19 protein-coding genes are annotated in these 23394 nt (G+C 53.6%); 6 read left to right on the top strand and 13 right to left on the bottom strand.

Translation table 11 applies throughout. The annotated features are described in order from the left end of the window. Window positions 1–2: 2 nt before the first annotated feature. The 8 genes from LF95_RS06880 to LF95_RS06845 form a co-directional block, all read right to left on the bottom strand. A complete protein-coding gene (locus LF95_RS06880; RefSeq protein WP_083607544.1) occupies window positions 3–1304 on the bottom strand; it encodes a glycosyltransferase family 4 protein in 1302 nt (433 codons plus the stop codon). Continuing rightward, window positions 1301–2524: a glycosyltransferase family protein gene (locus LF95_RS06875; RefSeq protein WP_073954255.1), complete on the bottom strand. Its 1224-nt coding sequence runs from the start codon at window positions 2522–2524 to the stop codon at window positions 1301–1303. The genes LF95_RS06880 and LF95_RS06875 overlap by 4 nt, the downstream gene beginning before the upstream one ends. A gap of 386 nt (window positions 2525–2910) precedes the next feature. Then, window positions 2911–4482: an MBL fold metallo-hydrolase gene (locus LF95_RS06870; RefSeq protein WP_073954254.1), complete on the bottom strand. Its 1572-nt coding sequence runs from the start codon at window positions 4480–4482 to the stop codon at window positions 2911–2913. Window positions 4483–4600: 118 nt separating this feature from the next. Then, entirely contained in the window at window positions 4601–5920 is a 1320-nt protein-coding gene (glp, locus tag LF95_RS06865; RefSeq protein ID WP_073954253.1) for a molybdopterin molybdotransferase MoeA, read from the bottom strand. Window positions 5921–6017: 97 nt separating this feature from the next. Next, window positions 6018–7754 carry an ABC transporter permease gene (locus LF95_RS06860; RefSeq protein WP_252509680.1) on the bottom strand — a complete coding sequence of 579 codons (1737 nt, stop codon included), beginning with the start codon at window positions 7752–7754 and terminating at the stop codon, window positions 6018–6020. Between the two features lie 15 nt (window positions 7755–7769). Beyond that, complete coding sequence (locus tag LF95_RS06855; protein ID WP_073954252.1) at window positions 7770–8783, bottom strand: Fe(3+) ABC transporter substrate-binding protein; 1014 nt, start codon at window positions 8781–8783, stop codon at window positions 7770–7772. 303 nt (window positions 8784–9086) lie between these two features. Next, complete coding sequence (locus tag LF95_RS06850) at window positions 9087–10091, bottom strand: Fe(3+) ABC transporter substrate-binding protein (protein WP_073954901.1); 1005 nt, start codon at window positions 10089–10091, stop codon at window positions 9087–9089. Between the two features lie 189 nt (window positions 10092–10280). Then, window positions 10281–11111, bottom strand: a complete 831-nt coding sequence (locus tag LF95_RS06845) for a 3'-5' exonuclease (protein ID WP_073954251.1) — start codon at window positions 11109–11111, stop codon at window positions 10281–10283. A gap of 338 nt (window positions 11112–11449) precedes the next feature. On the opposite strand from LF95_RS06845, the gene LF95_RS06840 reads away from it, so the two are divergent. Continuing rightward, complete coding sequence (locus LF95_RS06840) at window positions 11450–12490, top strand: ABC transporter substrate-binding protein (protein WP_073954250.1); 1041 nt, start codon at window positions 11450–11452, stop codon at window positions 12488–12490. 170 nt (window positions 12491–12660) lie between these two features. Here LF95_RS06840 and LF95_RS06835 read toward each other — a convergent pair whose 3' ends face one another. After that, window positions 12661–13158, bottom strand: coding sequence for a MarR family winged helix-turn-helix transcriptional regulator (locus LF95_RS06835; protein WP_073954249.1), 498 nt, complete (start codon window positions 13156–13158; stop codon window positions 12661–12663). A 227-nt stretch (window positions 13159–13385) separates the two neighbouring features. Here LF95_RS06835 and proV point away from each other — a divergent pair, with 227 nt between their 5' ends. The 3 genes from proV (at window position 13386) to proX (ending at window position 16775) form a co-directional block, all read left to right on the top strand. Continuing rightward, on the top strand, window positions 13386–14591 hold the full coding sequence (gene proV, locus LF95_RS06830) for a glycine betaine/L-proline ABC transporter ATP-binding protein ProV (RefSeq protein WP_073954248.1): 1206 nt from the start codon (window positions 13386–13388) through the stop codon (window positions 14589–14591). Then, window positions 14584–15696, top strand: coding sequence for a glycine betaine/L-proline ABC transporter permease ProW (gene proW, locus LF95_RS06825; protein WP_073954247.1), 1113 nt, complete (start codon window positions 14584–14586; stop codon window positions 15694–15696). The genes proV and proW overlap by 8 nt, the downstream gene beginning before the upstream one ends. Window positions 15697–15758: 62 nt before the next feature. Beyond that, on the top strand, window positions 15759–16775 hold the full coding sequence (gene proX / locus LF95_RS06820; RefSeq protein ID WP_073954246.1) for a glycine betaine/L-proline ABC transporter substrate-binding protein ProX: 1017 nt from the start codon (window positions 15759–15761) through the stop codon (window positions 16773–16775). Between the two features lie 118 nt (window positions 16776–16893). On the opposite strand, the gene LF95_RS06815 is transcribed toward proX, so the two are convergent. Together LF95_RS06815 and LF95_RS06810 are read right to left on the bottom strand one after the other, a co-directional pair. Further along, window positions 16894–18570 (bottom strand): methyl-accepting chemotaxis protein, encoded by a 1677-nt coding sequence (locus tag LF95_RS06815; protein ID WP_168173666.1) that lies wholly within the window; start codon window positions 18568–18570, stop codon window positions 16894–16896. A 94-nt stretch (window positions 18571–18664) separates the two neighbouring features. After that, complete coding sequence (locus LF95_RS06810) at window positions 18665–19255, bottom strand: PDC sensor domain-containing protein (protein ID WP_073954244.1); 591 nt, start codon at window positions 19253–19255, stop codon at window positions 18665–18667. A gap of 337 nt (window positions 19256–19592) precedes the next feature. Between LF95_RS06810 and LF95_RS06805 the strand changes: the two genes are divergently transcribed. After that, the gene (locus LF95_RS06805; RefSeq protein WP_073954243.1) at window positions 19593–20459 is read left to right on the top strand and encodes an ABC transporter permease; all 867 of its coding nucleotides are present in this window, start codon (window positions 19593–19595) and stop codon (window positions 20457–20459) included. After that, the gene (locus LF95_RS06800; protein ID WP_073954242.1) at window positions 20456–21481 is read left to right on the top strand and encodes a quaternary amine ABC transporter ATP-binding protein; all 1026 of its coding nucleotides are present in this window, start codon (window positions 20456–20458) and stop codon (window positions 21479–21481) included. Before LF95_RS06805 ends, LF95_RS06800 begins: the two co-directional genes overlap by 4 nt. A 30-nt stretch (window positions 21482–21511) precedes the next feature. On the opposite strand, the gene rfbC is transcribed toward LF95_RS06800, so the two are convergent. Further along, window positions 21512–22156: a dTDP-4-dehydrorhamnose 3,5-epimerase gene (gene rfbC, locus LF95_RS06795; protein WP_083607542.1), complete on the bottom strand. Its 645-nt coding sequence runs from the start codon at window positions 22154–22156 to the stop codon at window positions 21512–21514. 38 nt (window positions 22157–22194) lie between these two features. Beyond that, window positions 22195–23388: a hypothetical protein gene (locus tag LF95_RS06790; RefSeq protein WP_143181959.1), complete on the bottom strand. Its 1194-nt coding sequence runs from the start codon at window positions 23386–23388 to the stop codon at window positions 22195–22197. Window positions 23389–23394 lie beyond the last annotated feature (6 nt).

Below are 23394 nucleotides of genomic sequence, written 5' to 3'. Positions count from 1 at the left end.
GGTTACTCCCGCACGGTGGCAAGTGCGTCATCTGTACCCGCAATTTCAGGTTTTTCGGCAGGAACAATGCCAAACCGGCGGCCCAGTTCGCGCATTCCGGCATGAAAGGAAAAATCGCGACGCACAATATCATTGCCCGCCTGCCCCATACGAATACGCTTTGCCGGATCACCAATCATATCCTGCAAGGCAATCGCAAGGGCGGTTTCATCGCGTTCGGGCACCAGCAGGCCATTTTCCCCATCGCGAATTAATTCCGGGATGGCGGAAATACATGTGGAGACCGCGGCAAGACCACAAAGCTGTGCCTCCATCAGCACATTGGGCAGCCCATCACGGTCCCCGTCTTTTTCGATCCGGCTGGCGAGAACAAACAAATCGGCCTTTTGGCAGGCGGCAATCACTTCGGCCTGGTCACGCGGGCCTTGCCAGTCGCATTTATCGGCAATGCCCAATTCCCGCGCCAGAGCCTGGTATTTTTCGCCTTTGCCGCCGCCGATATGGACAAAGCGCCAATGCAGGCCGGTTGGCAATTTTGCCAGGGCACGCAACAGGTCGTCATAGCCCTTTTTACCGACCAGCCGCCCGACAGATAAAATGATCACCGGATCATTTTCATTACTGCCATCACGTAACGGGCGATTAGGTAATTCTTCGGGAAAGCGGGAAAAATCGAGGCCGTGATACAGCAAATTCACCTTGGCTGGGTCGTCCGCCAATGCCTTTAAATGATCCACATTGGCGCGGGTACATGTGACCAGCCAGTCCATATCGGCCAGTTTTTCGCGCATTTCCCAATCGGGGCTGGTGTAAATATCCTTGGCATGGGCCGAACAGGACCACGGCAATCGCCGTATCATCGCGCCATAGCGCGCAACAGATGCCGGGGTATGCAGGAAATGGGCGTAAATGCGGGTAATGTCAGCGGGCAGTTCAGCGGCCATCACCATCGCCTGGCCCATGCGACGAATGCGGTTGCGGGTAGCATCGCGCCTGAAATCGCGCCACCAGGCCCGCATGGCCGCGCGATAGCCCGGCATACGGCGTGCCTTCCACCAGCCGGCCAATACGCGCAAGGGTTCGTCATGCAAATATTCCGGCAAATAATCGACCGAACCGGTAATACGATGATGAATGGGATGGCGTTTTTTATCGGTCGGATGACGCAGCGAAACAATACGGTAGGGAATACCGGCCTGCTGAATACCCAATATTTCCTGGGCAATAAAGGTTTCCGACAGGCGCGGATAGCCCTTTACCACAATGGCAATATGATCAACACCTTCCATCGGGGCAGAAATCATGCCGTCGCATACTCGGGTTCAGGCAGGCCACCAGTACGGGGCAACCATTGCTCCACCATCGATGACACCGTTTCCAACCCGCCCATAAGCCCCGGCACTGTCACACTTGAGGGGGCTGGTTGAGCAGCAAGGCCACGCAAAGCCTCCGCCATTTCAAGCGGCGGGCGTCCGCCCTCTTCGGTTAACATTCGAACCAGGCCCAGCTTTTCGGCTTGCGATGCCCGCACATATTGCTCCAGCCGGGGCACGGTGCGCGGCACGATAATAGAGGGTTTATCGAATGACAGGATTTCGCAGAAGGTATTATACCCGCCCATCGCAATCACACCGGCCGATTTTGCCATCAGCATTTCAACATTGGCATCAAAGGTGATGACCGAAAGTTTGTCGATATTTTCGGCCCGTTCCATAAATTTCTGCTGTTCCGCCGGGGCCATAAACGGCCCCAGAACCACCAGCGAAGGCATGGGAATGTCAGGATCAGCCTCATAGGCACTAATCACCCAATCCACCAGATTAACACCATCGCCACCACCACCTGTGGTCACGAGGAAATAGGGATCATCAAGGCCCAATGAGCCGTGTTCAGGGGCAGGTTTGCGGGTCGCGGTACGCGGCAGATAGCCGGTATAGGTCATTTTCTCTTCGACACCAGGCAGAAGATCGATGCCCTGCAACGGATTGCAGATTTCGCGCAGGCCATAAACCCAGATATCGTCATAATAATTGGCAAGGGCGGGCGCGCAGTTTTTGCGCTGCCATTCTTCGCGCAGGGTTTCAGGGTCGTCCATAACATCACGCAGGCCAAGCACCAGGCGCGTATGACGTTCCTTGAGCATTTTTAAGGTCGGTTCCACCTCACCACGCAGACCCAGCGGTTCCTTGTCGACAATAAACAGGTCGGGGTCAAAGGCATCGGCGGTGTGCTGAATGATCGATTCACGCATCGCCAGCATCTGTTCGACATCGATATCCAGGTTCAGCGACGTATATTCGCCATTGGAAAGCTTGATCACGCCAGGAATGCGTACAAAATCGACACGGGATCGAAATTCAAAGCTGCCAATGATCGGTGATCCCGACAGGATCAACACCGAAACATCATCCCTGTTATCGACCAAAGCATGCGCAATGGTGCGGCAACGCCGCAAATGACCCAGGCCAAATGTGTCGTGACTATAGATCAAAACACGATAGCCGCGTGCGCCCTTTAAAGACATAATACCGTCCGCAATTCGGGTGTCCCTAAAGACATGGTTGTCTTACCAGCAAATACCTTGCTGCCATTCCGTCGTCCATGTCCCATTGAACCTCCCCATCGCCTTTTTTTATAAAAGTGACAGGAATTTGGATAATGACAAGAAAATCCGTTCCAATAGTTAGCAGATTTCAGTGAGATGCAACCATCAGAAACGCCCGTGCAGATATCAGAAAGTCATAAAATCGGCCGAATTACAGCAACAACGCCATTTTCGCGGCTGCAATAAAATTATCCCCCGACATTTCTGGGTTGATGAACCGTTAAACACAGCAACCCAAAAGAATGACACCTCAGCCGTTTTTGGGCTTTCACACCAAAAGTTCGCTTCTAGAAACCGTCATATCGTCATGCCCGGTTGATCATCCCTGCCAGTTTCGCCAGTAATTTTTCGCGTTCGCGATTGGTGCCAAGACCGGCCAGTTTTTCCGAAAGTGCGGTAAGGGTGCGGGCATAATCATTGTGCCAGTCTTCGCGCGACATGGCATCGGCACCGCCCCGTTTGGCAATCGGTGCCTGTAGTTCCTGCCCGCGCTGCAACAGGACCGTTTCATCGAGTGTCGGACAGGACAGAAGTTTGGGCGCAATGTCATTTGCCAGCAACACATCCTGAAACGTTGCCCGCGCGGCATTTTCGCCGTGGGTCAGGAAAATCTTTTTATGAACCGGCAAACGCCCCTTCACCCAGTCTAACAACGTTTTTTGATCAGCATGGCCGGAATAAATATCGAGGTTGCGAATACGCGCCCGCACCTGAATTTCATCGCCGTGAATACGAACCGATTTTGCCCCCGACAGCAAAATACGCCCCAATGACCCGGCAGCCTGAAACCCGACCAGCAACACAGTACATTCCGCCCGCCACAAATTGTTTTTCAAATGATAGCGCACACGCCCTGCATCACACATGCCACTGGCCGACAAAATAATCGCCCCCTTTTTGATGCGGGCAAGCTGAATGCTGGCCTCGACATCGGGCACCATATGAAAATTGGGATGTGTCAGGGCGTGGGCATCTTCGGGCGGCAGGTAGCGGGCGAAAACCCCGGTTGCGCGCTGGGCCAGCGGACTATCGATAAACACATCAGCCTTGGGCAATGTGCCACTGTTAAACAATGCTGCCAGGTCCACCAGCAATTCCTGGGTGCGGGCAACAGCAAAGCTGGGGATCACCAAATTTCCACCGGCCTCCAGGGCGGCCCGCACTTCGCTGGCCAGCTGTCCCCGGCGTTCATTCGCCGACATATCCACCCGTTCCCGGTCGCCATAGGTGGTTTCAACAAACAGATAATCGACATCGGCCGGGCCTTCGGGGGCCTCGTTAAACACGGCTTCGCCTGTCCCAATATCGCCTGAAAACAGCAAATGCCTGGGTTTCTGACCGGCTTCCCCATCTATTTTAATCTCGATAGAGGCCGAGCCCAGAATATGCCCTGCATCCCAATAGCGCACCTCGAAACCGGGAACAATTTCGACCCATTCATGATATTCAACCGGACGCAACCGTTTCAGGGCCTTTTCGGCGTCCTCGCGCGTATAAATGGGGTCTACGGCTGGCTTCCCCCGGCGGGCATTGCGACGATTAAGGCGATCCACTTCAGTTTCCTGGATATAGCCGGAATCAGGCAACATATAGGTCAGCAAATCACAGGTTGGCTGGGTGGCAAAAACCACACCGATAAAACCGGCCTTGACCAGCTTGGGAATCAGGCCGGAATGGTCGATATGGGCGTGAGTCAGCAAAACGGCGCGAATGTCGCTAGCATCAAAGGGAAAAGGGCCATAATTCAGTTCCTTGACCGTTTTGTTGCCCTGAAACATGCCACAATCGATCAGGAAATTACCAACCGGTGTGCGTAACAGGTAACAGGACCCGGTCACACCACCTGCCGCGCCACAAAATGTAACTGAAAGTGTCATCAAAGCCTCCTCACGCATCGCCCACCTGAAACTTACAATGAGCGCGCGAGGAAGATGGCTCCATGATATGGATCAGTCACAAGAATTATTGGCGAAAAACATCCAATAATTCATCACTCTAAAATGCCTGCAAACCGGCAAATGGAATGTAATCAACAATCGCGCCTTGCTCTACGCTGGCACGGTTTTCTGCCAGTTCGATCAGGCCGTCGGCCCACACCATTGATGATAAAACCCCGGAACTGCTGGAATGAAACGGCAAAGCCACCATTTGACCATTACCGTTACGATGCAGGCGCGCGCGCAACCATTCGCGCCGCCCCGTTCCCCGTTTCAGGTTAAAACCGGCAGGAACCGGGAACCGAACGGCTGCACGGTCTTCGGATCTGATGCCCATCATATGCAGCAGCAACGGCACAGCATATAACAAGCCGGAAACCATCACCGAAACCGGGTTACCCGGCAACCCCAACACCAGACAATTACCAATCCGCCCCCGCATCAGGGGCTTGCCTGGCTTGATTGCCAGTTTCCAGGCATGAATGTCACCGATGGAATCAACAACAGGCTTTAACAGGTCCGCCTTGCCAACCGAGACCCCGCCAGAGGTTAAAATCACGTCGTGGTTTTGTGCGGCTTCGCTTAAGGCGGCTAGCAACACCGAAAAATCATCGCGCAGCAGGCCAAGATCGGTAACATCACAGCCAATGGCACGCATCATGCCGATCATGGCAAAACGGTTGCTGTCATAAATGCCGCCCGGCGGCAGGTCGCCCCCCGGTGCGGCTAATTCATCGCCGGTGGAAAAAACGGCCACCCGCAACGGGCGTGCCACCACCAAATGCGCCCGCCCCTGCCCGGCCGCAACGGCAACATCCTGCGGGCGCAGCCGTTTGCCTGCCGGTAAAACAACCGTTCCCTTTTTTACATCTTCGCCAGCACGCCGGATATTGTCGCCATGGCGAATACGGTCAATCGCCACCCGTTCGATGCGGATTTCGCTTTCATCCTCGTTGGCTGCGACATTTTCCTGAATGATCACCGCATCCGCCCCTTGCGGGATGGCCGCCCCCGTGGCAATGCGAACGGCACGACCCACCGGAACATCCCCGACAAACGGATGCCCCGCCAGCGCGGCACCGGCAACCGGCAAGGTGATCGGCCCGGTTTTGGGCAATGCGGCCAAATCCGCCACCCGAAGCGCATAACCATCCATCGCCGAATTATCGACCGATGGCACATTGACCGAGGCAAGAACATCTTCGCGCAGGATGGCACCGTAACAGTCCATCAGGTCACGGGTTTCGATCAGGTCGGAGACAGGCACCTGTTCACACGCCAGCCGCAAGGCAACATCCAGCGGCGTTAAACCCGGCTGACGACCAATATCGGCGACGGAATTTTTGTCAGCCCCTGAATTCGCCGATTTTTCTGCCATGTCGCCATCCTCACTGTGGAAAGAAAATCCCGCTATCTAATAGCGCGATTACGCCAGAGAAAACAAGGCAGATGGCGAAATGTTCCAGCAAAACCAGTCAATTACGATGTCCGGGCCGGGATCGCGAAATAGCACGGCTTAACATTACCACGGGAATAACCCCAACCAGTACAATGGTTAAGGCCCCAAGGGCGGCCTGTTCGATCATTTCATCCTTGGCATATTGGTAAACATGGGTTGCCAGGGTGTCGAAATTGAAGGGTCGCAAAATCAGGGTTGCGGGCAGTTCCTTCATTGAATCGACAAAAACCAGCACACAGGCGGCCAAAATGCCGCCGCGCACCAGGGGGAAATGAATGCGTTTCAAGGTGCCAAATGGTGTTTCGCCCAGGGTGCGGGCCGCATCATCCATACTGGGGCGGACCTTGCCCAGGGCCGCCTCGATCGAGCCATAAGACACCGCCATGAACCGCACACTATAAGCAAAAACGATGGCGAAAATGGTACCGCTTAATAACAAGCCGGTTGATACACCAAAATGATCGCGCATAAAGGCATCAACGGCATTATCCAGCCCGGCAAAGGGCACCAAAACGCCAATTGCCAGCACGGCCCCTGGCACCGCATAACCAACCGATGCCAACCGGATACAGGCCCGCAGGGCCGGTTTGGGAAACAGGCGCAGGGCATAGGCCAAGAACAATGCCGCCCCGACCGCCATCAAGGTGGCAAGGCCCGACACCAGCAAACTGTTACCGGCAAATTCAAAAAAGTCGCTGGTCCAGGACTGGTCAAAATAGCCAATCGAATAATAAATCAGCACCCAGGCCGGAATGACAAAGCCCAGCACAATCGGCAATGTACAAACCAGCAAGGCCGCCGTTTTTGCCCCCAGCCCCAGTTCATAGCCCGGCAGTTCCTGAAAGCGTGATGTGGTATCGTGAAAACGCTGGCGGCGGCGGGAATAACGCTCTGCCAAAATCAGCACCACAACAACCACCAGCATGGTCAGCGCAATTTGCGCCGCCCCACCGGCATTGCCCATTCCCAGCCAAACATTGAAAATACCGGCAGTCAGGGTGTGAACGGCAAAGAAATCGATGGTGCCAAAATCATTCAGGGTTTCCATCAGCGCGATGATCACGCCCACCACAATCGCCGGGCGGGCCAATGGCAGGGCCACGGTGACAAAGGCATTCCAGGGGCCACGGCCCAGCACCCGTGCCGCTTCGAGCACACAAACCGATTGTGACAAGAACGCCGCCCGAGCCAGCATGTAAACGTAGGGATAAAGTGTCAAGCTCAGCACGATAATCGCGCCGCCCTTGGTGCGGATATCAGGAAACCAGTAATCCCGCGCACTTTGAAAACCAAACCAGGCCCGAATGGTGCCCTGCACCGGCCCGGCATATTCCAGAAGGTCGGTATAAACATAGGCCACGATATAGGCCGGAACAGCCATTGGCAGCAGCATCGCCCATTCAAAAAATCGCTTGCCCGGCAAGCGACACATTGTCACCACCCAGGCGGACGAAACGCCCATCAGCGTCACACCAATGCCCACCCCGATCATCAGGATAAAGGTGTTGGACAAATAACGCGGCAACATCGTGGAGGCCAGATGCGGCCAGATATTTTCGGTAGGGAACAGGGCCAGATAAACAACAGCCACAATCGGCGCGGCCACCAGCAAGGCAATAACCATTGCCCCACCCAGCCACCAGGAAGATTGCCCCTGTGGCCACCAGCGCATGGAACGCACCAGCGGACGATGTTTAAGCGGGTCAAAGGTCTCGCTGGTGGCGGACGAGCGATAATCCGGATGAGTTGCCAAAATGCACCGATATCTTTATTCGTTAAAGCCGACTTCGTCGATCATGCGAATGGCATCGCCCCGCAAATCCGCCACTTCGTTCAGTGGCAGGGTATCGGCATCAAACCGGCCCCAGGACGCCACCATTTTCGACCATTCAACGCCGGGCTTTACCGGATATTCAAAATTGACTTCGGCATACATATGCTGGGCTTCATCACCCGACAGGAATTCCACCAGCTTGATGGCGTTTTCTTTGTTCGGCGCGTTTTTCATCAGTGCAACGCCGGAAATATTCACATGGGTGCCGCGACCCTCCTGATTGGGGAATACGATGCGGACCTGTTTGGCTGCATCGGCCTTGTTCGGATCATCCAGCATTTTGCCGTAATAATAGGAATTGCCAATCGCAACGTCACATACGCCCTGCGATACGGCCTCGATCTGGTCAATATCTGCACCCTGCGGTTTGCGGGCCAGATTATCCTTTAACCCGACCAGCCATTCCTTGGCCTTTTCCGGGCCATGATGGGCAATCATCGAGGCCACCAGGGCAATATTATAAACGTGCATGCCCGAACGAATGCAGATGCGGCCTTTCCATTTGGGATCGGCCAGTTCTTCATAAGTTTTAAGGGCATCCGGCTCCAGCCGGTCAAGCGACGTGTAGATAACACGCGCACGGGTGGTCAGGCCAACCCACTGGGCATCCTTGTCACGATATTGCGCGGGGATATTCTGTTCGATCACGTCGCTGGTCAGGGATTGAGTGATATCGGCATCGACCGCATCCTGAATGCGGCCAATATCAACGGTTAACAGCAAATCCGCCGGGCTGTTGCGCCCTTCATGTTTCACACGTTCCACCAGCCCGCTTTGCGAAAACAGGGTATTAACGCGAATGCCGGTTTCTTCGGTGAATTTTTTAAACATCGGCTTGATCAGGAACGGCTGACGCAGCGAATAGACATTCACTTCCTGCGCGGCCTGGGCGACGGAGCATGAAACAGTTGCTATCGCCAGTCCAAGAATAATTTTTCGCAGGTTCATGAAGGCTCTCCTGATCGTTCCAATAATGACAATGGGAATGAAAAACATTCGCAGGGCGCGAAATTAACGTTTCATGAACCAAGTTGGCAAGGCTCAATCACAACGATCACAGCAATATCGCCTCTCTCAACAACTTCATATGCAAAACCGGTCTGAAATTGCCATTAAGATCACGAAACAAAGCCCTGTTTTAAAAAGATTTAAAAGCAAAATATTTTTGTTGCATGCTAAAAAAAAAGTGCCTGAGGCAAAACCTTGCCCCAGGCGCAATGCAACTATCCTGCTAAACCCGGCGATACGGGCTTATTCGTTATAACCAACCTGATCAACCATCCGCACGGCATCAGCGCGCAGGCGGGCAATTTCGGACAACGGCAATGCGTCGGCCTTGAAAGTCCCCCAGGATTTTACGTTTTCAGCCCATTCAACACCCGGTTTGACCGGATATTCATAGTTCACTTCGGCATAGATTTGCTGGGCCTCATCGCTGACCAGGAATTCCATCAGCTTGATGGCATTTTCCTTATGCGGTGCGCCCTTAATAAGGGTCATACCGGAAATATTCATCGACATGCCACGATCAGCCTGATTGGGGAATACGATATTGACCGCTTCGGCCCAGTTCCGCTGGTCGGGGTTGTCCATCATTTTCCCGAAATAATAGGTGTTGCCGATGGCGATATCACATTCGCCTTCCTTGATTGCCTTGACCTGCCCACGGTCATTGCCCTGCGGTTTACGGGCCAGATTGGATTTCAAACCTTCCAGCCAGGTCTTGGCATCCTCTGCCCCGTGATGGGCAATCATGGATGCAAACAGGGCGATATTGTAATCGTGCGTGCCGGACCGGGTACAAACCCGTCCTTCCCATTTCGGGTCGGCCAGGTCTTCATAACTGGTGATTTCGCCTTCTGCTACCCGCTCCTTGGAAGCATAAATGGCGCGACCGCGCTGGGTTAAGGCAAACCAGTGCCCGTCTTCATCGCGCAAATGGGCCGGAATGCTGTTTTGCAAAACATCACTGTCAACACTTTCGGTCACACCGGCGGCCACAGCATCGGAAATACGGCTGATATCAACCGTCATCAACACATCCGCCGGGCTGTTAACCCCTTCCTGTTTGATCCGTTCGACCAGTCCCTTTTCGGCGAAAATCACATTCACCTTAACACCGGTCTGTTCGGTAAATTTTGCAAACAGCGGCTCAACCAAAAACGCCTGACGGAGCGAATAGACATTGACCTCCTGCGCTGATGCAGTGGCCGTTGCCGACCCCAGTGCCAATGCACCAAATGCAATACCAGTCATTACTTTTTTGATCTTCAACGGGGCGTTCCTTTCCAGATTTACGTGGTAACATCGCAAATGAAATTGCGAATGGTTTTCAGCCGCAAGAACGTTACCTGCAAATGGCTCGCACTCCAAACTGAATGCGCAAATATCCGCCGCCGCTGTGAAACACATCACGCAGCCCGGCAAACCTGCCCCAAAATCCGATCACAAAATGTTGAAACTTCCCTTGCTGGAAACCCGCCAGGCTTCGAGAAACTCCTGATAAGCAGGGATATCCCCTGCCCGTTCTTCCAGCCAGGCCACGGTTAAATTGATGGCGTGGTTATAACCATCATGGTCCGACAGGCCGGTATGAAGGACATAGCGAAGATATAGAAGATAGGTGTTTAAAACATCGGTTTCGCAATAACGGCGAATGCCGTCAATTTCGCCCGCGTCAAACATGTCGGCAACTTTGCTGCCATCAACGCCGGTTTTGCCGGGCAAATCAAGTGCTGCACACACCTCGTTCATTTTAGTCCGTGCCGATGCACCATAGTCCGACAAAACCTCGGCCAGGTCGCAATGCCAGTTGGGCGCGTAACGCGACGTGTAATTTTCCCATTTATTAGCCGACTGATGCAGCCAGCGCGCCGAAACCCCATGCTTCATGGCCCGATATTTTAAAACCGGCAAATCAAAACCACGCCCGTTAAAACTCACCAACCGGGGATAGAGCTTGCCGCAATAGGCAAAGAAACCGGCAACAAGGTCTTTTTCTTCGCTGGTCAAATCTCCGCCGGATCGCAATTCCTCGATCTCGTAGGTTTCAAGATTGCCGTCACGCTGAATGGTGGCCCGCAGAAAACTGATCGCAACCACCTTGTGAAAGGGCTGGCGGGCAAAACCGTTGCGCCCGTCGGTAATATCAAGATGATATTGCTCCAGCATTTTGCGTCCGGTTTCCGGGTCCGGTGCGGTTTCACCGGTCAGGTTGGGCAAAACATCGGTATCGGGCACCGTTTCAATATCAAAAACAAACAAACTGTCGTGCATGGCAGATTTCAATCCTGTTAGGGGACGCAGGCGGACATGGAGCGACCATATACCCGAACGCACCGGCATTAACAGACATGATCCTGAAGCGAGAGACGTCTGCTGCCATATTGATGACCGGCCCGCCCGTTCCCTCAACCTGCTGACACATCCTGTCAATTGCATCAGGATCAGAGGTTGCACGACCCGAAACACGACAGGTACACTTTTCACCAAACTGTATCGGACCGCCAGAAACAGGCATGAGGGAACCATATCCTTTTTGGTTCGTATCATAACAAGCCGGCTGGCACATGATGCGCTTCCGGACTGTCAAAAAATGTCGAGGAACCCTGAACATGAAATTCCTGCCCGCCGGAGCTACAACGTTGATGGCCATAGGTATCGGCCTTTCCCTGCAACTTAATACAACCCCTGCCCGTGCTGCCGACGCATCCTGCGAGATTGACCGCCCGGTGATGTTTGCCGGGCTTAATTATGACAGTGCCCTGTTTCATAATGCAGTTGCCCGTTACATCATGGAAAAAGGTTACGGCTGCCAAACCGATGCCCTGCCCGGCGAGACCATTCCGCTGCTCACGGGGGCAGGCAAAGGTGACATTGATGTTGTGATGGAAATCTGGCGTGACAATGTGGCAGACGCCTGGAAAAAGGCCGAAGAAGCCGGAACCGTTAAACAGATTGGCGTTAACTTTGACGATGCGGTCGAAGGCTGGTTCGTGCCCAGTTTTGTAATTGAGGGGGACGAAAAGCGCGGTATCAAGCCAATGGCGCCCGACCTGAAATCAGTTTCGGACCTTCCAAAATACACCAAACTGTTTGAAGATGCCGAAGAACCGGGCAAAGGCCGTTTTTACAACTGCCCGTCCGGCTGGGTCTGTGAAAAGGTCAATAGCAACAAGCTTAAGGCCTATGGCCTTGAAGACAGCTACACCAATTTCCGTCCTGGCACGGGGGCGGCCCTGTCAGCCGCCATTGCATCGGCCAATAAACGGGGCGAGCCGATCCTGTATTATTATTGGGGGCCGACCTGGGTGATGGGCCTTTATGACAGCGTCAAGCTGGAAGAACCGGCCTATAACAAGGAAATTTTCGACAAGCTGAAAGATGGCAGCGATGTCAGCCAGGCAACTGCCTATCCTCAAAGTACGGTCACGGTCGGTGTGAATACCGGCTTCATGAAAGCCGCCCCGACACTGACGGAATTCTTATCGCACTATCACACCAGCAGCGCGCTGGTTTCGGAAATGCTGGCCTATATGCAGGATGAAGGTGAAAAAACTGAAGAAGCCGCCGAATATTTTCTAAAGGAAAAACAGAATATCTGGACAAAATGGGTCCCGGCGGATGTTGCCCAGCGAATAAAAGACAGCCTTTAAAAGGGTCTTTATGCAGCGACAATCATTGTCGCCTACCGTATGCAGATCGTGAAACCACCCTGGGGGCAGTCATGCGCTGCCCCAATTTTTTATTTATCGTGCAACAAAACCCCAAAACGGGCGTTATCAAAAAATCGCGGCATAAAAGCCAGCTTAAAACAAACATCGGATCAACAACTTTCCTCTTTATGACGAGGCTTCGTTGGCGGACGCAAATCCACGTCATCCCCCTCCATCAGCATCGCAATTTTCTTTAGTGATGTAACAATCCGTCCGCGCTCGTTTTCTTTTAAGCCTTCAAAGCGATCCATGAAATCATCATCCAGCAAAGGTGGCGTATTACGGATCATATCCGACCCCTTTTGGGTCAGACAGCTATTCACCACACGCTTGTCGGTTGCATTACGCACACGACGCACGAAGTTTCGCTCCTCCAAACGGTTAAGGATGGTCGTCACCGTTGCCTGACTTAACGAGACATGGCGCGAAATTTCCTTTACCGTTACATCACCAAGCTCCTGGATGGCGAGCAACACCACAAGTTGCGGTACGGTTAGCCCACAAACCTTCATCACATGTTTTGAATGCAGATCGGATGCCCGAATGATCTGGCGCAGAGCAACCAGAACATCGAGTGAGTCGCGTCGTTTTTGCTGTTCTGACGTCATCAAAACACTTTCAAAATTCCCAAAACACCGACAACTTATCTCAAATATAATTTGACATCAAATGTTTTGAATTGTAACTATCTTTGGTATTGAATGTGACGGTGCTCGGGGAAGCGATCGCACTGGCCACGACCAGTCAGACTGGCCAAACACAAAACGAACGATCTTGAACCTCCGGAATAAACCGGGCGGGGCAAGATGCTCGTTCCAAAAACCGACAGGGGACCATGACAGATAAAATTGTTGTAAAAGACCTGTATAAAGTCTTTGGCGACCACCCCGACCAGGCCATGAAAATGGTGAATGAGGGTATCGACAAAGCAGAAATCTTTGAAAAAACGGGCCAGACAGTTGGCGTCTGCGGTGCAAATTTCACCGTTCGCGAAGGCGAAATATTCGTGGTGATGGGGCTTTCGGGTTCTGGTAAATCCACGCTTGTCCGTTTGCTCAACCGTTTGATCGAACCCACCGCCGGGCAGGTGTTGTATGACGGGGTCGATATTGCAGCAATGAATGCGCAGGAACTGATGGATTTGCGCCGTCGCGATATGTCGATGGTGTTTCAGTCCTTTGCCCTGATGCCGCATCTTTCCGTTGTCGATAATGCCGCCTTTGGCCTGGAACTTGCCGGTGTTGCCCTGGAAGAACGCCAGCAGCGCGCGCTAAATGCGCTTGAGCAGGTTGGCCTGCGCGCCCAGGCAGATTCCTACCCCGACGAACTTTCCGGTGGCATGCAGCAGCGTGTCGGGCTGGCCCGTGCGCTTGCCAATGACCCAGCCGTGATGCTGATGGACGAAGCCTTTTCCGCCCTTGACCCGCTTATTCGCGCCGAAATGCAGGACGAATTGCTGATTTTGCAGCGCGAACACAAGCGTACCATCATCTTTATTTCGCACGATCTGGATGAAGCCATGCGCATTGGCGACCGCATTGCCATCATGGAAGGCGGGATTGTGGTTCAGGTTGGCACACCGGAGGAAATCCTCAACAACCCGGCAAACGATTACGTCAAATCATTCTTTCGCGGAGTGGATGTTTCCACCATTCTGTCCGCAAAAGATATTGTTTCCAAACGCGAAACCACGGTGATCGAGCGCGAGGGTGTTGGCCTTAAAACCGCACAGCGCCGCCTTGAAACCGAAAACCGCGAATTTGGCTATATCGTTGGCAGCAACATGGAATTTCATGGCGTGATTTCGCAGGAAAGCGTTGAACGCGCCATCAAGGCCGGGGCTGAAAAGCTTTCGGCGGCGTTCCTGCCCGATATTGAGCCCGTGACCGAAGACACACAGCTTTCCGAACTGATCGGCAAGGTTGCCCATGCCCCGTGCGGTGTCCCGATTGTGACCGACAATGGGCGATATACCGGCGTGATCAGAAAAGCGAAATTGCTTGCAACGCTTGACCCGGAAGGAGATTTGACCAATGGCTGATAACAGCAATCCGTGGGCAAGTAGCGGACAATCAGGTGCCGCCGATACCGCCACATCGGGCGGCGGGGACGCTGCCTCGTCGGCAGCATCCAACCCCTGGGGCACCCCGGACCCGTCTGCCGGCAGCGGCGTTTCTGATACCTCAGGCGACTGGCTGGCAAATACCGCCCCGGCACCGGAACATCATTTTAGCATCGTCCATCCCTTTCGCGATGCCGCCTTCCCGGTTGATATCTGGGTGAATAATGGCCTTGACTGGGTCGTTGATAATTTCCGCAGCTTCTTTCAGGCCGTGCGCTGGCCGATTGATGCCGTTCTGACCGGCGTTCAAACCGGCCTGCAAGCAACCCCCGCCCTGATCGTGATTGTCGTTATGGCCTTGCTGGCCTGGCAGGTGGCAGGACGCAGGCTGGCAATCGGCACATTTTTGTCGCTGGTTGCCATTGGCCTGATTGGCGCCTGGTCGGAAGCCATGATCACGCTGGCCCTGGTCATCACCTCGGTTCTGTTCTGCGTTATTATTGGCCTGCCTACCGGTATCTGGCTGGCACGTAATGACAAGGCCTCGCGCATTACACGGCCAATCCTTGATGCCATGCAAACCACACCGGCATTCGTTTATCTGGTGCCAATCGTGATGCTGTTTGGCATTGGCAACGTGCCTGGTGTGGTCGTGACCATTATTTTCGCCCTGCCCCCGCTGATCCGCCTGACCATTTTGGGTATTCGCCAGGTCCCGGCTGATCTGGTGGAAGCCGCCCGTTCCTTTGGTGCCAGCCCGAAACAGCTTCTGTTTCGTGTGCAGTTGCCCCTTGCCATGCCGACCATCATGGCCGGTGTCAACCAGACCCTGATGCTTGCGCTGTCGATGGTGGTGATTGCCTCCATGATTGCCGTGGGTGGCCTTGGTCAGATGGTGTTGCGCGGCATTGGCCGCCTGGATATGGGCCTCGCCACTGTGGGCGGCATCGGCATCGTGTTACTCGCAATTGTATTGGACCGCATGACCCAGGCCCTTGGTCAGGACATGCGCAGCAAGGGCTCCCGTCACTGGTATCAAACCGGTCCGGTTGGCCTCGTCCGTTCCCTTATGGGCAAGAAATAACCGCCAGGCGGTTGCAATAAAGGCTGAATCAACGGCCCAAACCACATAACAAGGAGAAGCCAATGACCATCCTGAAAAAAATTTCCACCGGTGCAGCGATTGCTGTCACAAGCAGCATGCTGCTGGCAGGCACCGCATTTGCCGACAATATGAAGCCGGGCGAAGGTGTTGACGTTCAACCGCTGAAAAGCTCGATCGCCGAAGAAACCTTCCAGACCCAGATCGTGATGAAGGCACTGGAAGAACTTGGCTATAACGTCAAAGACATCCAGGAAATCGAATATGCCACCGGTATTGTTGCCATTGCCAATGGCGATGGCACCTTTATGGCGGACTTCTGGAACCCGCTGCATGCCGATTTCTATAAAAATGCAGGCGGCGATGAAAAAATCTATCGCGAGGGGGTGTATTCGCCGGGTGCGCTTCAGGGTTACCTGATCGACAAAAAAACCGCCGAAAAATACAACATCACCAACATCGAACAGCTTAAAGACCCGAAAATTGCCAAGATTTTTGACGTCAATGGCGACGGCAAAGCCGACCTAGCTGGCTGTAATCCGGGTTGGGGCTGTGAAAAGGTGATCGAACATCACCTGGATTCCTATGGTCTGCGCGATACGGTCGAGCATAACCAGGGTTCCTATTCGGCCATTATCGCCGATACCATTACCCGTTACAAACAGGGTGATCCGATCCTGTATTACACCTGGACCCCGTATTGGGTATCGGGCGTTCTGGTCCCGGGTAAAGACACCGTGTGGCTGCAGGTTCCGTTCTCATCCCTTCCGGGTGAAAACAAGGATGCCGACACCGCCCTGCCCGATGGCAGCAACTATGGTTTCCAGGTGAACAACCAGCAGATCATTGCCAACAAGAAATGGGCAGAAGCAAACCCGGCAGCTGCCAAGCTGTTCTCGATCATGCAGATTTCGGCAAATGACATCAGTGCTGAAAACCTGCTGATGCGCGACGGTCAAAAATCAGCCGAGGACATCTCGCGTCATGCAGATGCCTGGATCAAGGCCAACCAGAGCAAGTTTGACGGCTGGCTCAAAGAAGCCCGCGCCGCAGCGGAATAAGTTCGCGACGTTTCGTCAGACCACTCTCTGACCACCGACATTTAAAAACAGCCCGCAGGTTCACGCCTGCGGGCTGTTTTGTTTTCCGTAGCACCCGTTAAAACCGCCTGTATCCCGCCTATTTGCGAATGGATTCCAAAAACAGATTGGCATTTTTCTGTAAATTGTGAGCCTCTTCCTCCAATTCGGCAGAGGAGCGCCGGACATGTCCGGTTGCCTCGCCGGCTTCATGGATGGAACCGACCACATCGTGGATATCGTCATTCATATTGGTAATGGCGTGGCCGGTCTGATCGATGGTGCGGGTAATGTCGTTCGCTGCATTTGATTGGTCTTCAACCGCATTTTCAATATTAAGCGACACAGCATGCACCTGGCTGATCCGCTCGCCAATTTGTCCAATCGCGCCGGCGGCGTCCTCGGAAATATGTTGCACGGCTGAAATCTGTTTGGTGATTTCCTCGGTAGCGCGAGCAGTTTGGTTGGCAAGGGCCTTAACCTCGTTGGCAACCACGGCAAACCCTTTGCCGGCATCACCTGCCCGTGCGGCTTCGATTGTGGCATTCAGCGCCAACAGGTTGGTTTGGGCCGCAATATCCTGAATAAGTTTCACCACATCGCCAATCTTGCGCGCCTCGTCTGACAAATTGGCAACTGTTTCGTCGGTATGGCGGGTTTGCGAAACCGCTTCTTCGATGGCGGTACGCGATTGCGTCATTTGCTGGGAGACCTCGTGCAGGGCGCTGCGCAATCTATCGGCGGCGGTTGCAACCTGCTCCACCCCGTCTGAGGCTTCGGCAACGCTTTTTAACACCCGATCCGTTTTTTGCCGCGAGGTATCGGTGGCTGAAGCCAAAATGCGGGCGTTATCCGATAAACCATTGGCAGAACTTAAAACCGCCTCGACAATACTGCCAACCGTCCCGCGAAACGACTTTGCGGTTTCATCAAGACGGCGGGTATTTTCAGCAGCATTTCGGGCATCAAGTTCCTTTCGTTCTTCACGCAGGCGGGCGATGCGCTGACCATTTTCCTTAAATACATTCAGGGCATGTGCCATTTCGCCCATTTCATCCTGTCGCATCCCGGCAGGCACAACAACATCAAAATTGCCATCGGCGATTTGTGTCATGGCACCGGTCATGGATTTAAGGGGAGATGCCACGATTTTATGGATCAGTAAAAACAGAAACGCCAGACAAGCCGTCAGCAACACAATGGCGATCACGGTTTGATCAATGGCGTTCTTCACTGTTTCAGCCTTAAGCGAGGCAAAAGACCACGCCATGACAATCGAACCAACGACATCCTGATTTTTGCCAAAGATTGCCGGTTCGGCAATCACCTGCATGTCGCCAATTCGGGTTTCCTGGCGTGCGGCGGCCTGAATGGCCGCCTGTCCCAATTCGTTTAGCTGTGCAGCCAGCGCCGGTGCCACGCCCGGCGCTGCAAAGTTTGTAATCGCCTTGCCTTCCACATCGATTGCCAGAACAGATGCCAGTGCTTCGCGCTCATCCGATATCAGATTCTGAAAAGAGGCCTCGATCACGTCGGCCTTGTGGAATTTTACCGCCCCGCCATTTTGCGACGCGATCAACGAGGTGACGATGGCATTGCTGTCCGTCAGCCGGGCCTTTGCTGAATCAATTGAAAAAATGATGCCAACATAGATCGTTGCGATGAAAGCGATAACAACTGTTGCGGCAACACCAAAAATCAGTTTGCTGCGAATGGACCACCCACTGCGGACAAACGGCGGAATGGCTGATCCACCATCTTTTACACCATTTTCCATGTTCATTTTCCCACATTCCCTGCCCCGAAGGACACTTCGTTTTTCTTAATTATCCGTGATCCAGGCCACGACGACTGGCTGAAACCAGGCATTGTTATTCCAGCAATTCCACATTGACCCCGACCGTAACCGCACCAATGACGGTTTTACCGTCGCTATCAACCACGGGCAGGCTTAACTGCGACTGGTAGGTTTGGGTCGATTCATCAAGCTCAACGTCGCTCATGTGAATGGCGCCCGGCCCGACAAGGAATGTTTTTTGCCATTTGGCTTCGTCACCCTGCCAATAATCGCTGGTGACATCACTTTGCCCGACATTCAGCCCTTTGTTATCCATCACAAAGATTTCCGTAATCAGCCCTTGGGCCGCGTCAGCCTTCTCGCGCAAAAAATTCGACAGCGGCCGCGCCAGAACCTTGTCAATCAGGGGTTTGTCCGTGGCGGCGGTTTCGGCCCGCCATTGCTTGTCCAGATTGTCGATATCCTGTTGTGTCAGGTTGGCATTTTCGGCGTTTTGGGCCTTCACGGCATCAATCACAACTGGGTCTGACAGCCATGCTTTCACATCCTGGGAGTAATTGCGCAATTGCCCTTCAAATTCGTTGGCATTTGCCAAGGTCATGCTGCCAACCAGGGCCAGTGGTGCGACAACAAATATCGCCAGCATCTTCGTTTTTAGTGTCATATATCCATCCTCCGAATTGCCGATAAATCGACAGCCCCAAAACAGGCACCGGCAAACAGTGCCTTTCCTTAGTCAAACGTTGGGAGAGGAAGGAAAAATTCAACAAAAGATATTTCCTAAAATCCGTCGGAATTTCCTTGAAAATTGCGGCATCAATCCCCACCCGCGTAATTTAATTACGCGGAACATTATGTTTGATCCGTGCGTTCTGTGACATTGGCAACGGTTCTCCTGACATCTGCTGACGCGGAAAAACCGATTAAAGAGTGAGTTATCGACCCATCATTGTTAGGTTTCAGGAAAACGCCCTGCCCTTAAAAAAACGGAAAACAGGTTCATGTTTCCTGAAAAGCTGAATATCCCCCTTGGCAAATCGGTCAATGCGCTGGTGGACTGGCTGGTGGTAAATTACGGCGATGCCTTTGAGGCCTTTGCCGATGCCCTGTTGACCGTATTGGTGTGGCTGGAACATCTGCTGCGCGCCACCCCCTGGTGGCTTGTCATCGCGATTATCGCCGCCATTGCCTTTCATGCCAGCCGCAGTTGGAAAACCACTTTGGGCCTGGCGCTGGCGATGGTCGCCATTGGTACGCTGGGCCTGTGGAACAAGGCCATGCAGACCCTGGCCCTGATGATTATTGCAACCGGCCTTTCGGTCATTATCGGCATTCCGGTGGGCATTGGCATGGCAATGTCGAACAAACTACGCGCCGTGATGGTGCCATTGCTCGATATGATGCAAACCATGCCCAGCTTTGTGTATTTGATCCCGGCTTTGATGCTGTTTGGTTTGGGCAAGGTCCCTGCGATTTTGGCAACCGTCATTTATGCTGCTCCACCCGTGATCCGCCTGACCGATTTGGGCATTCGCCTGGTCGATAAGGAAGTGCTGGAGGCATCGCGCTCCTTTGGGGCCAGCCGGGCACAAATTTTGTGGGGGGTACAACTGCCCCTGGCCCTGCCCAACATCATGGCGGGTATTAACCAGACCACCATGATGTCGATTTCGATGGTGGTGATTGCCTCCATGATTGGCGCGCGGGGCCTGGGCGAACAGGTTTTGACCGGTATTCAGCGCCTGGATGTAGGGCAAGGTGTGGAGGCAGGCATTGCCATTGTGTTGCTGGCCGTGGTGTTTGACCGCATTGGGCAATCCTATGGCAAGAAATCCCGCCATACCTCCAAGGCAGGAGACGGGGCATGAGCTATATCGATATTCGCAATATTTACAAAATATTCGGCCCCCATCCGCAAAAGGCGCTGGAACTTGCGCGAAAAGGCGCAAACAAGGACGACATCCTTGCACAAACCGGCCATACGGTGGGGTTAAACAATGTGTCGCTGTCGATTGAACAGGGCGAGACATTTGTGGTGATGGGGCTTTCGGGCTCGGGCAAATCAACCCTGATCCGGCATTTGAACCGCCTGATTGACCCGACGGCAGGGGAAATCCTGTTTGGCGGGGAGAATATCCTGAACATGACGACGGCACGCCTAAATGCCTTTCGCCGGGCAAAGCTGGGCATGGTGTTTCAGCGTTTTGGCCTGCTACCCCATTGCAATGTGCTCGATAACGTCGCCTATGGCCTGAAAATTCAGAAAACCGACCGGCAAAAACGCCAAAATGCCGCCCGTAAATGGATCGAACGGGTTGGCCTTGCCGGATACGAAGACAGTTTTCCCGACGAACTTTCGGGCGGAATGCAACAGCGTGTAGGGCTTGCCCGTGCCTTAACGACCAACCCGGAAGTCTTGCTGATGGATGAAGCATTTTCCGCGCTGGACCCGTTGATCCGCAGTGACATGCAGGACGAATTGATGAAGCTGCAAAGCGAGCTTCATAAAACCATTGTTTTCATCACCCATGATTTGGACGAGGCCCTGAAGCTGGGCGACCGGATTGCGATTTTAAAAGATGGTGCCCTGATCCAAGTGGGGCGACCGGAAGAAATTGTGATGAAACCCGCCGATGATTATGTACGCGCCTTCACCCGCGATATAAACCGTTCGCGCGTACTGCGCGCCAAAACCCTGATGATGCCGATTGATGATAACACACCACAGGCAGAATCTGGCAACTGGCCGGAAATTGCCGCCGACATGCGCCTTGAAGATATTTTACCCATTGCCATTGCCTGCCCGGCGGGCATGAATGTGGTCAACCACAAACAACAACGCATTGGCACGCTTAGCAAAGATCAGGTGATTGCCGCCCTCGCCGCCTGATCGACGCATAATCTCCCATTGCAAAGCAGCTTAAGACGCCTGCATGGGTTGATAGTCCCACATCTCGGACGCAATGGGATGATGCTGCGGAATGGCGACTTCATCCATTAGAAAACCCCGGCTTTCATGGCACATTTTCCAATCGGCAAAGGAAGCATGACGTTCATCCTTTTCCGAAATCACCGGCTCCATGCGGCCCAGTTGCCAGTCAATTGCCAGGTCCGGGTCATTCCAGGCGATGCCACGATCATGTTCGGGGCTGTAATAATCGCTGACCTTGTAAACCACCGTGGTATCGGGCACCAGGGTGCGGAACCCATGCGCAAATCCTGGCGGCACCCATAGCTGATACCAGTTCTGATCGGAAAGCTCGATGCGGATATGTTTGCCAAAGGTCGGGCTATCGGGCCGGATATCGACAGCCACATCCAGAATCGCCCCGTGTGTCACCCGCACCAGTTTGCCCTGGGCATGCGGATTAACCTGAAAATGCAGGCCGCGAATGGTATTCACCGGCCCACTGATGGACTGGTTTTCCTGCACCAGTTTGGTATCGCCGATGGCGGCAGCAAATTCGTCCTCGCGAAAGGTTTCGGCAAAAATGCCGCGCGGATCACGGTGCTGATTGGGAACAAAAAGCAGCGGTCCTTCTATGTCAAATCGGTCAAACTGCATGAATTTGGTTCCTTGATTGGAGTTTGGGGATTTGCACCCTACTTTTCGTCATTGGTAAAGCGGATGGGCTGGCGCATAAGCTGGCGGGTCATGCCCCATTTGCCGTTGCGCTTTACCGGCACGAATTTGACGTAAAGCAGGCTGGCCTGATCATCCACCGTGCCAAAAATGCGGTCTTTGCTGTCTTCATCAATGATGGATGGATAGGCCACATAGCTGTCGCCCGGCCCGGCATCGGGCTTTAGGTCCGCCGGGAGCAAAAGACGGGGCATGGACCAGGTGATCATGTCCTTTGACGTTGAATAATAAATGCCGTGTTCAGAACTGCCGTCTTTGTGTTTACGGCGGTGTTTATACACTGCGATAAAAGTGTTGCTGGCTTCATGGCGTACAATGCCCCTGATCGATGTCAGCCCATAGGGGCCAACACGGGCGCAATCGGTTTGATACACTTCCCACCCGTTATGGGGCGTCAGGCGCGCGGCATCGACGAACTTTTTGCCATTCCACAATTGCCAGCTTCGCGGGTCATCGACATGGGCACGGGCCAAACAATTGCGCGATGATTTGAAATCCACCCCACGTCGCCACAGGATAGTATAAAGATAATCCTTCCAGCGCACGATATTGGTGGCCGTCACATAGCTTGGCGCATGTTTGCGGTCATCGCGATAAGCCATTGGCGGCGGAAACGGGGCATGATGCGGCGGTTGCGCCTGATAGGTAAAATGCCGCCCGCCATCGGTTGATTTCAGAGTAACAAGCCCGTTGATCCAGCAATCGGTGCGCTGGGTGGCATCCTTGCAGGGCATGTCATGGCGATAGGGCATGAAACTGGCACTGCCCAGGGCATAAACCGTTTCACCATCGTCGGTATAAATGGCATGAAGCCAGGTGCGGTCATCCAGCAGGCCCGGGTCGGCCTTGCCTGCGGCCTTAAACCGGCTGTTGCAATCCTTATGCAGGTTTTCAAGGTTTTGGCCGACAAAGGCACGATTGCGAAAATTGGGCGCAAACAGCACCATGCGCCCTTCCCCATCGCGAAAGGCGCGTGCCGGGGCATCCGGTAAATGGGAATCATCACAGGCATTGATTGCTGTATCAAACAAAACGCTATCGCGCCCGGCAAGCTTTACATCCAGCTCCTGCGCCTTTGGCGATTGAACAAGCCAGGCGGCCGTTACGGCCAGAATGGCACTTCCCAAAAATCCGATAATCGCGTTTCTATGCACTTTTCA

The organism is Thalassospira sp. TSL5-1, from assembly GCF_001907695.1.
GTDB lineage: Bacteria > Pseudomonadota > Alphaproteobacteria > Rhodospirillales > Thalassospiraceae > Thalassospira.
This window is presented reverse-complemented; position numbering and strand designations above follow the sequence as displayed.

Excerpts from the sequence above, each read along its gene's own strand:
- LF95_RS06880 (WP_083607544.1), bottom strand. The coding sequence starts at position 1,304 with ATGATTTCTGCCCCGATGGAAGGTGTTGATCATATTGCCATTGTGGTA.
- LF95_RS06875 (WP_073954255.1), bottom strand. The coding sequence starts at position 2,524 with ATGTCTTTAAAGGGCGCACGCGGCTATCGTGTTTTGATCTATAGTCAC.
- LF95_RS06870 (WP_073954254.1), bottom strand. The coding sequence starts at position 4,482 with ATGACACTTTCAGTTACATTTTGTGGCGCGGCAGGTGGTGTGACCGGG.
- glp (WP_073954253.1), bottom strand. The coding sequence starts at position 5,920 with ATGGCAGAAAAATCGGCGAATTCAGGGGCTGACAAAAATTCCGTCGCC.
- LF95_RS06855 (WP_073954252.1), bottom strand. The coding sequence starts at position 8,783 with ATGAACCTGCGAAAAATTATTCTTGGACTGGCGATAGCAACTGTTTCA.
- LF95_RS06850 (WP_073954901.1), bottom strand. The coding sequence starts at position 10,091 with ATGACTGGTATTGCATTTGGTGCATTGGCACTGGGGTCGGCAACGGCC.
- LF95_RS06845 (WP_073954251.1), bottom strand. The coding sequence starts at position 11,111 with ATGCACGACAGTTTGTTTGTTTTTGATATTGAAACGGTGCCCGATACC.
- LF95_RS06840 (WP_073954250.1), top strand. The coding sequence starts at position 11,450 with ATGAAATTCCTGCCCGCCGGAGCTACAACGTTGATGGCCATAGGTATC.
- LF95_RS06835 (WP_073954249.1), bottom strand. The coding sequence starts at position 13,158 with ATGACGTCAGAACAGCAAAAACGACGCGACTCACTCGATGTTCTGGTT.
- proV (WP_073954248.1), top strand. The coding sequence starts at position 13,386 with ATGACAGATAAAATTGTTGTAAAAGACCTGTATAAAGTCTTTGGCGAC.
- proW (WP_073954247.1), top strand. The coding sequence starts at position 14,584 with ATGGCTGATAACAGCAATCCGTGGGCAAGTAGCGGACAATCAGGTGCC.
- proX (WP_073954246.1), top strand. The coding sequence starts at position 15,759 with ATGACCATCCTGAAAAAAATTTCCACCGGTGCAGCGATTGCTGTCACA.
- LF95_RS06815 (WP_168173666.1), bottom strand. The coding sequence starts at position 18,570 with ATGGAAAATGGTGTAAAAGATGGTGGATCAGCCATTCCGCCGTTTGTC.
- LF95_RS06810 (WP_073954244.1), bottom strand. The coding sequence starts at position 19,255 with ATGACACTAAAAACGAAGATGCTGGCGATATTTGTTGTCGCACCACTG.
- LF95_RS06805 (WP_073954243.1), top strand. The coding sequence starts at position 19,593 with ATGTTTCCTGAAAAGCTGAATATCCCCCTTGGCAAATCGGTCAATGCG.
- LF95_RS06800 (WP_073954242.1), top strand. The coding sequence starts at position 20,456 with ATGAGCTATATCGATATTCGCAATATTTACAAAATATTCGGCCCCCAT.
- rfbC (WP_083607542.1), bottom strand. The coding sequence starts at position 22,156 with ATGCAGTTTGACCGATTTGACATAGAAGGACCGCTGCTTTTTGTTCCC.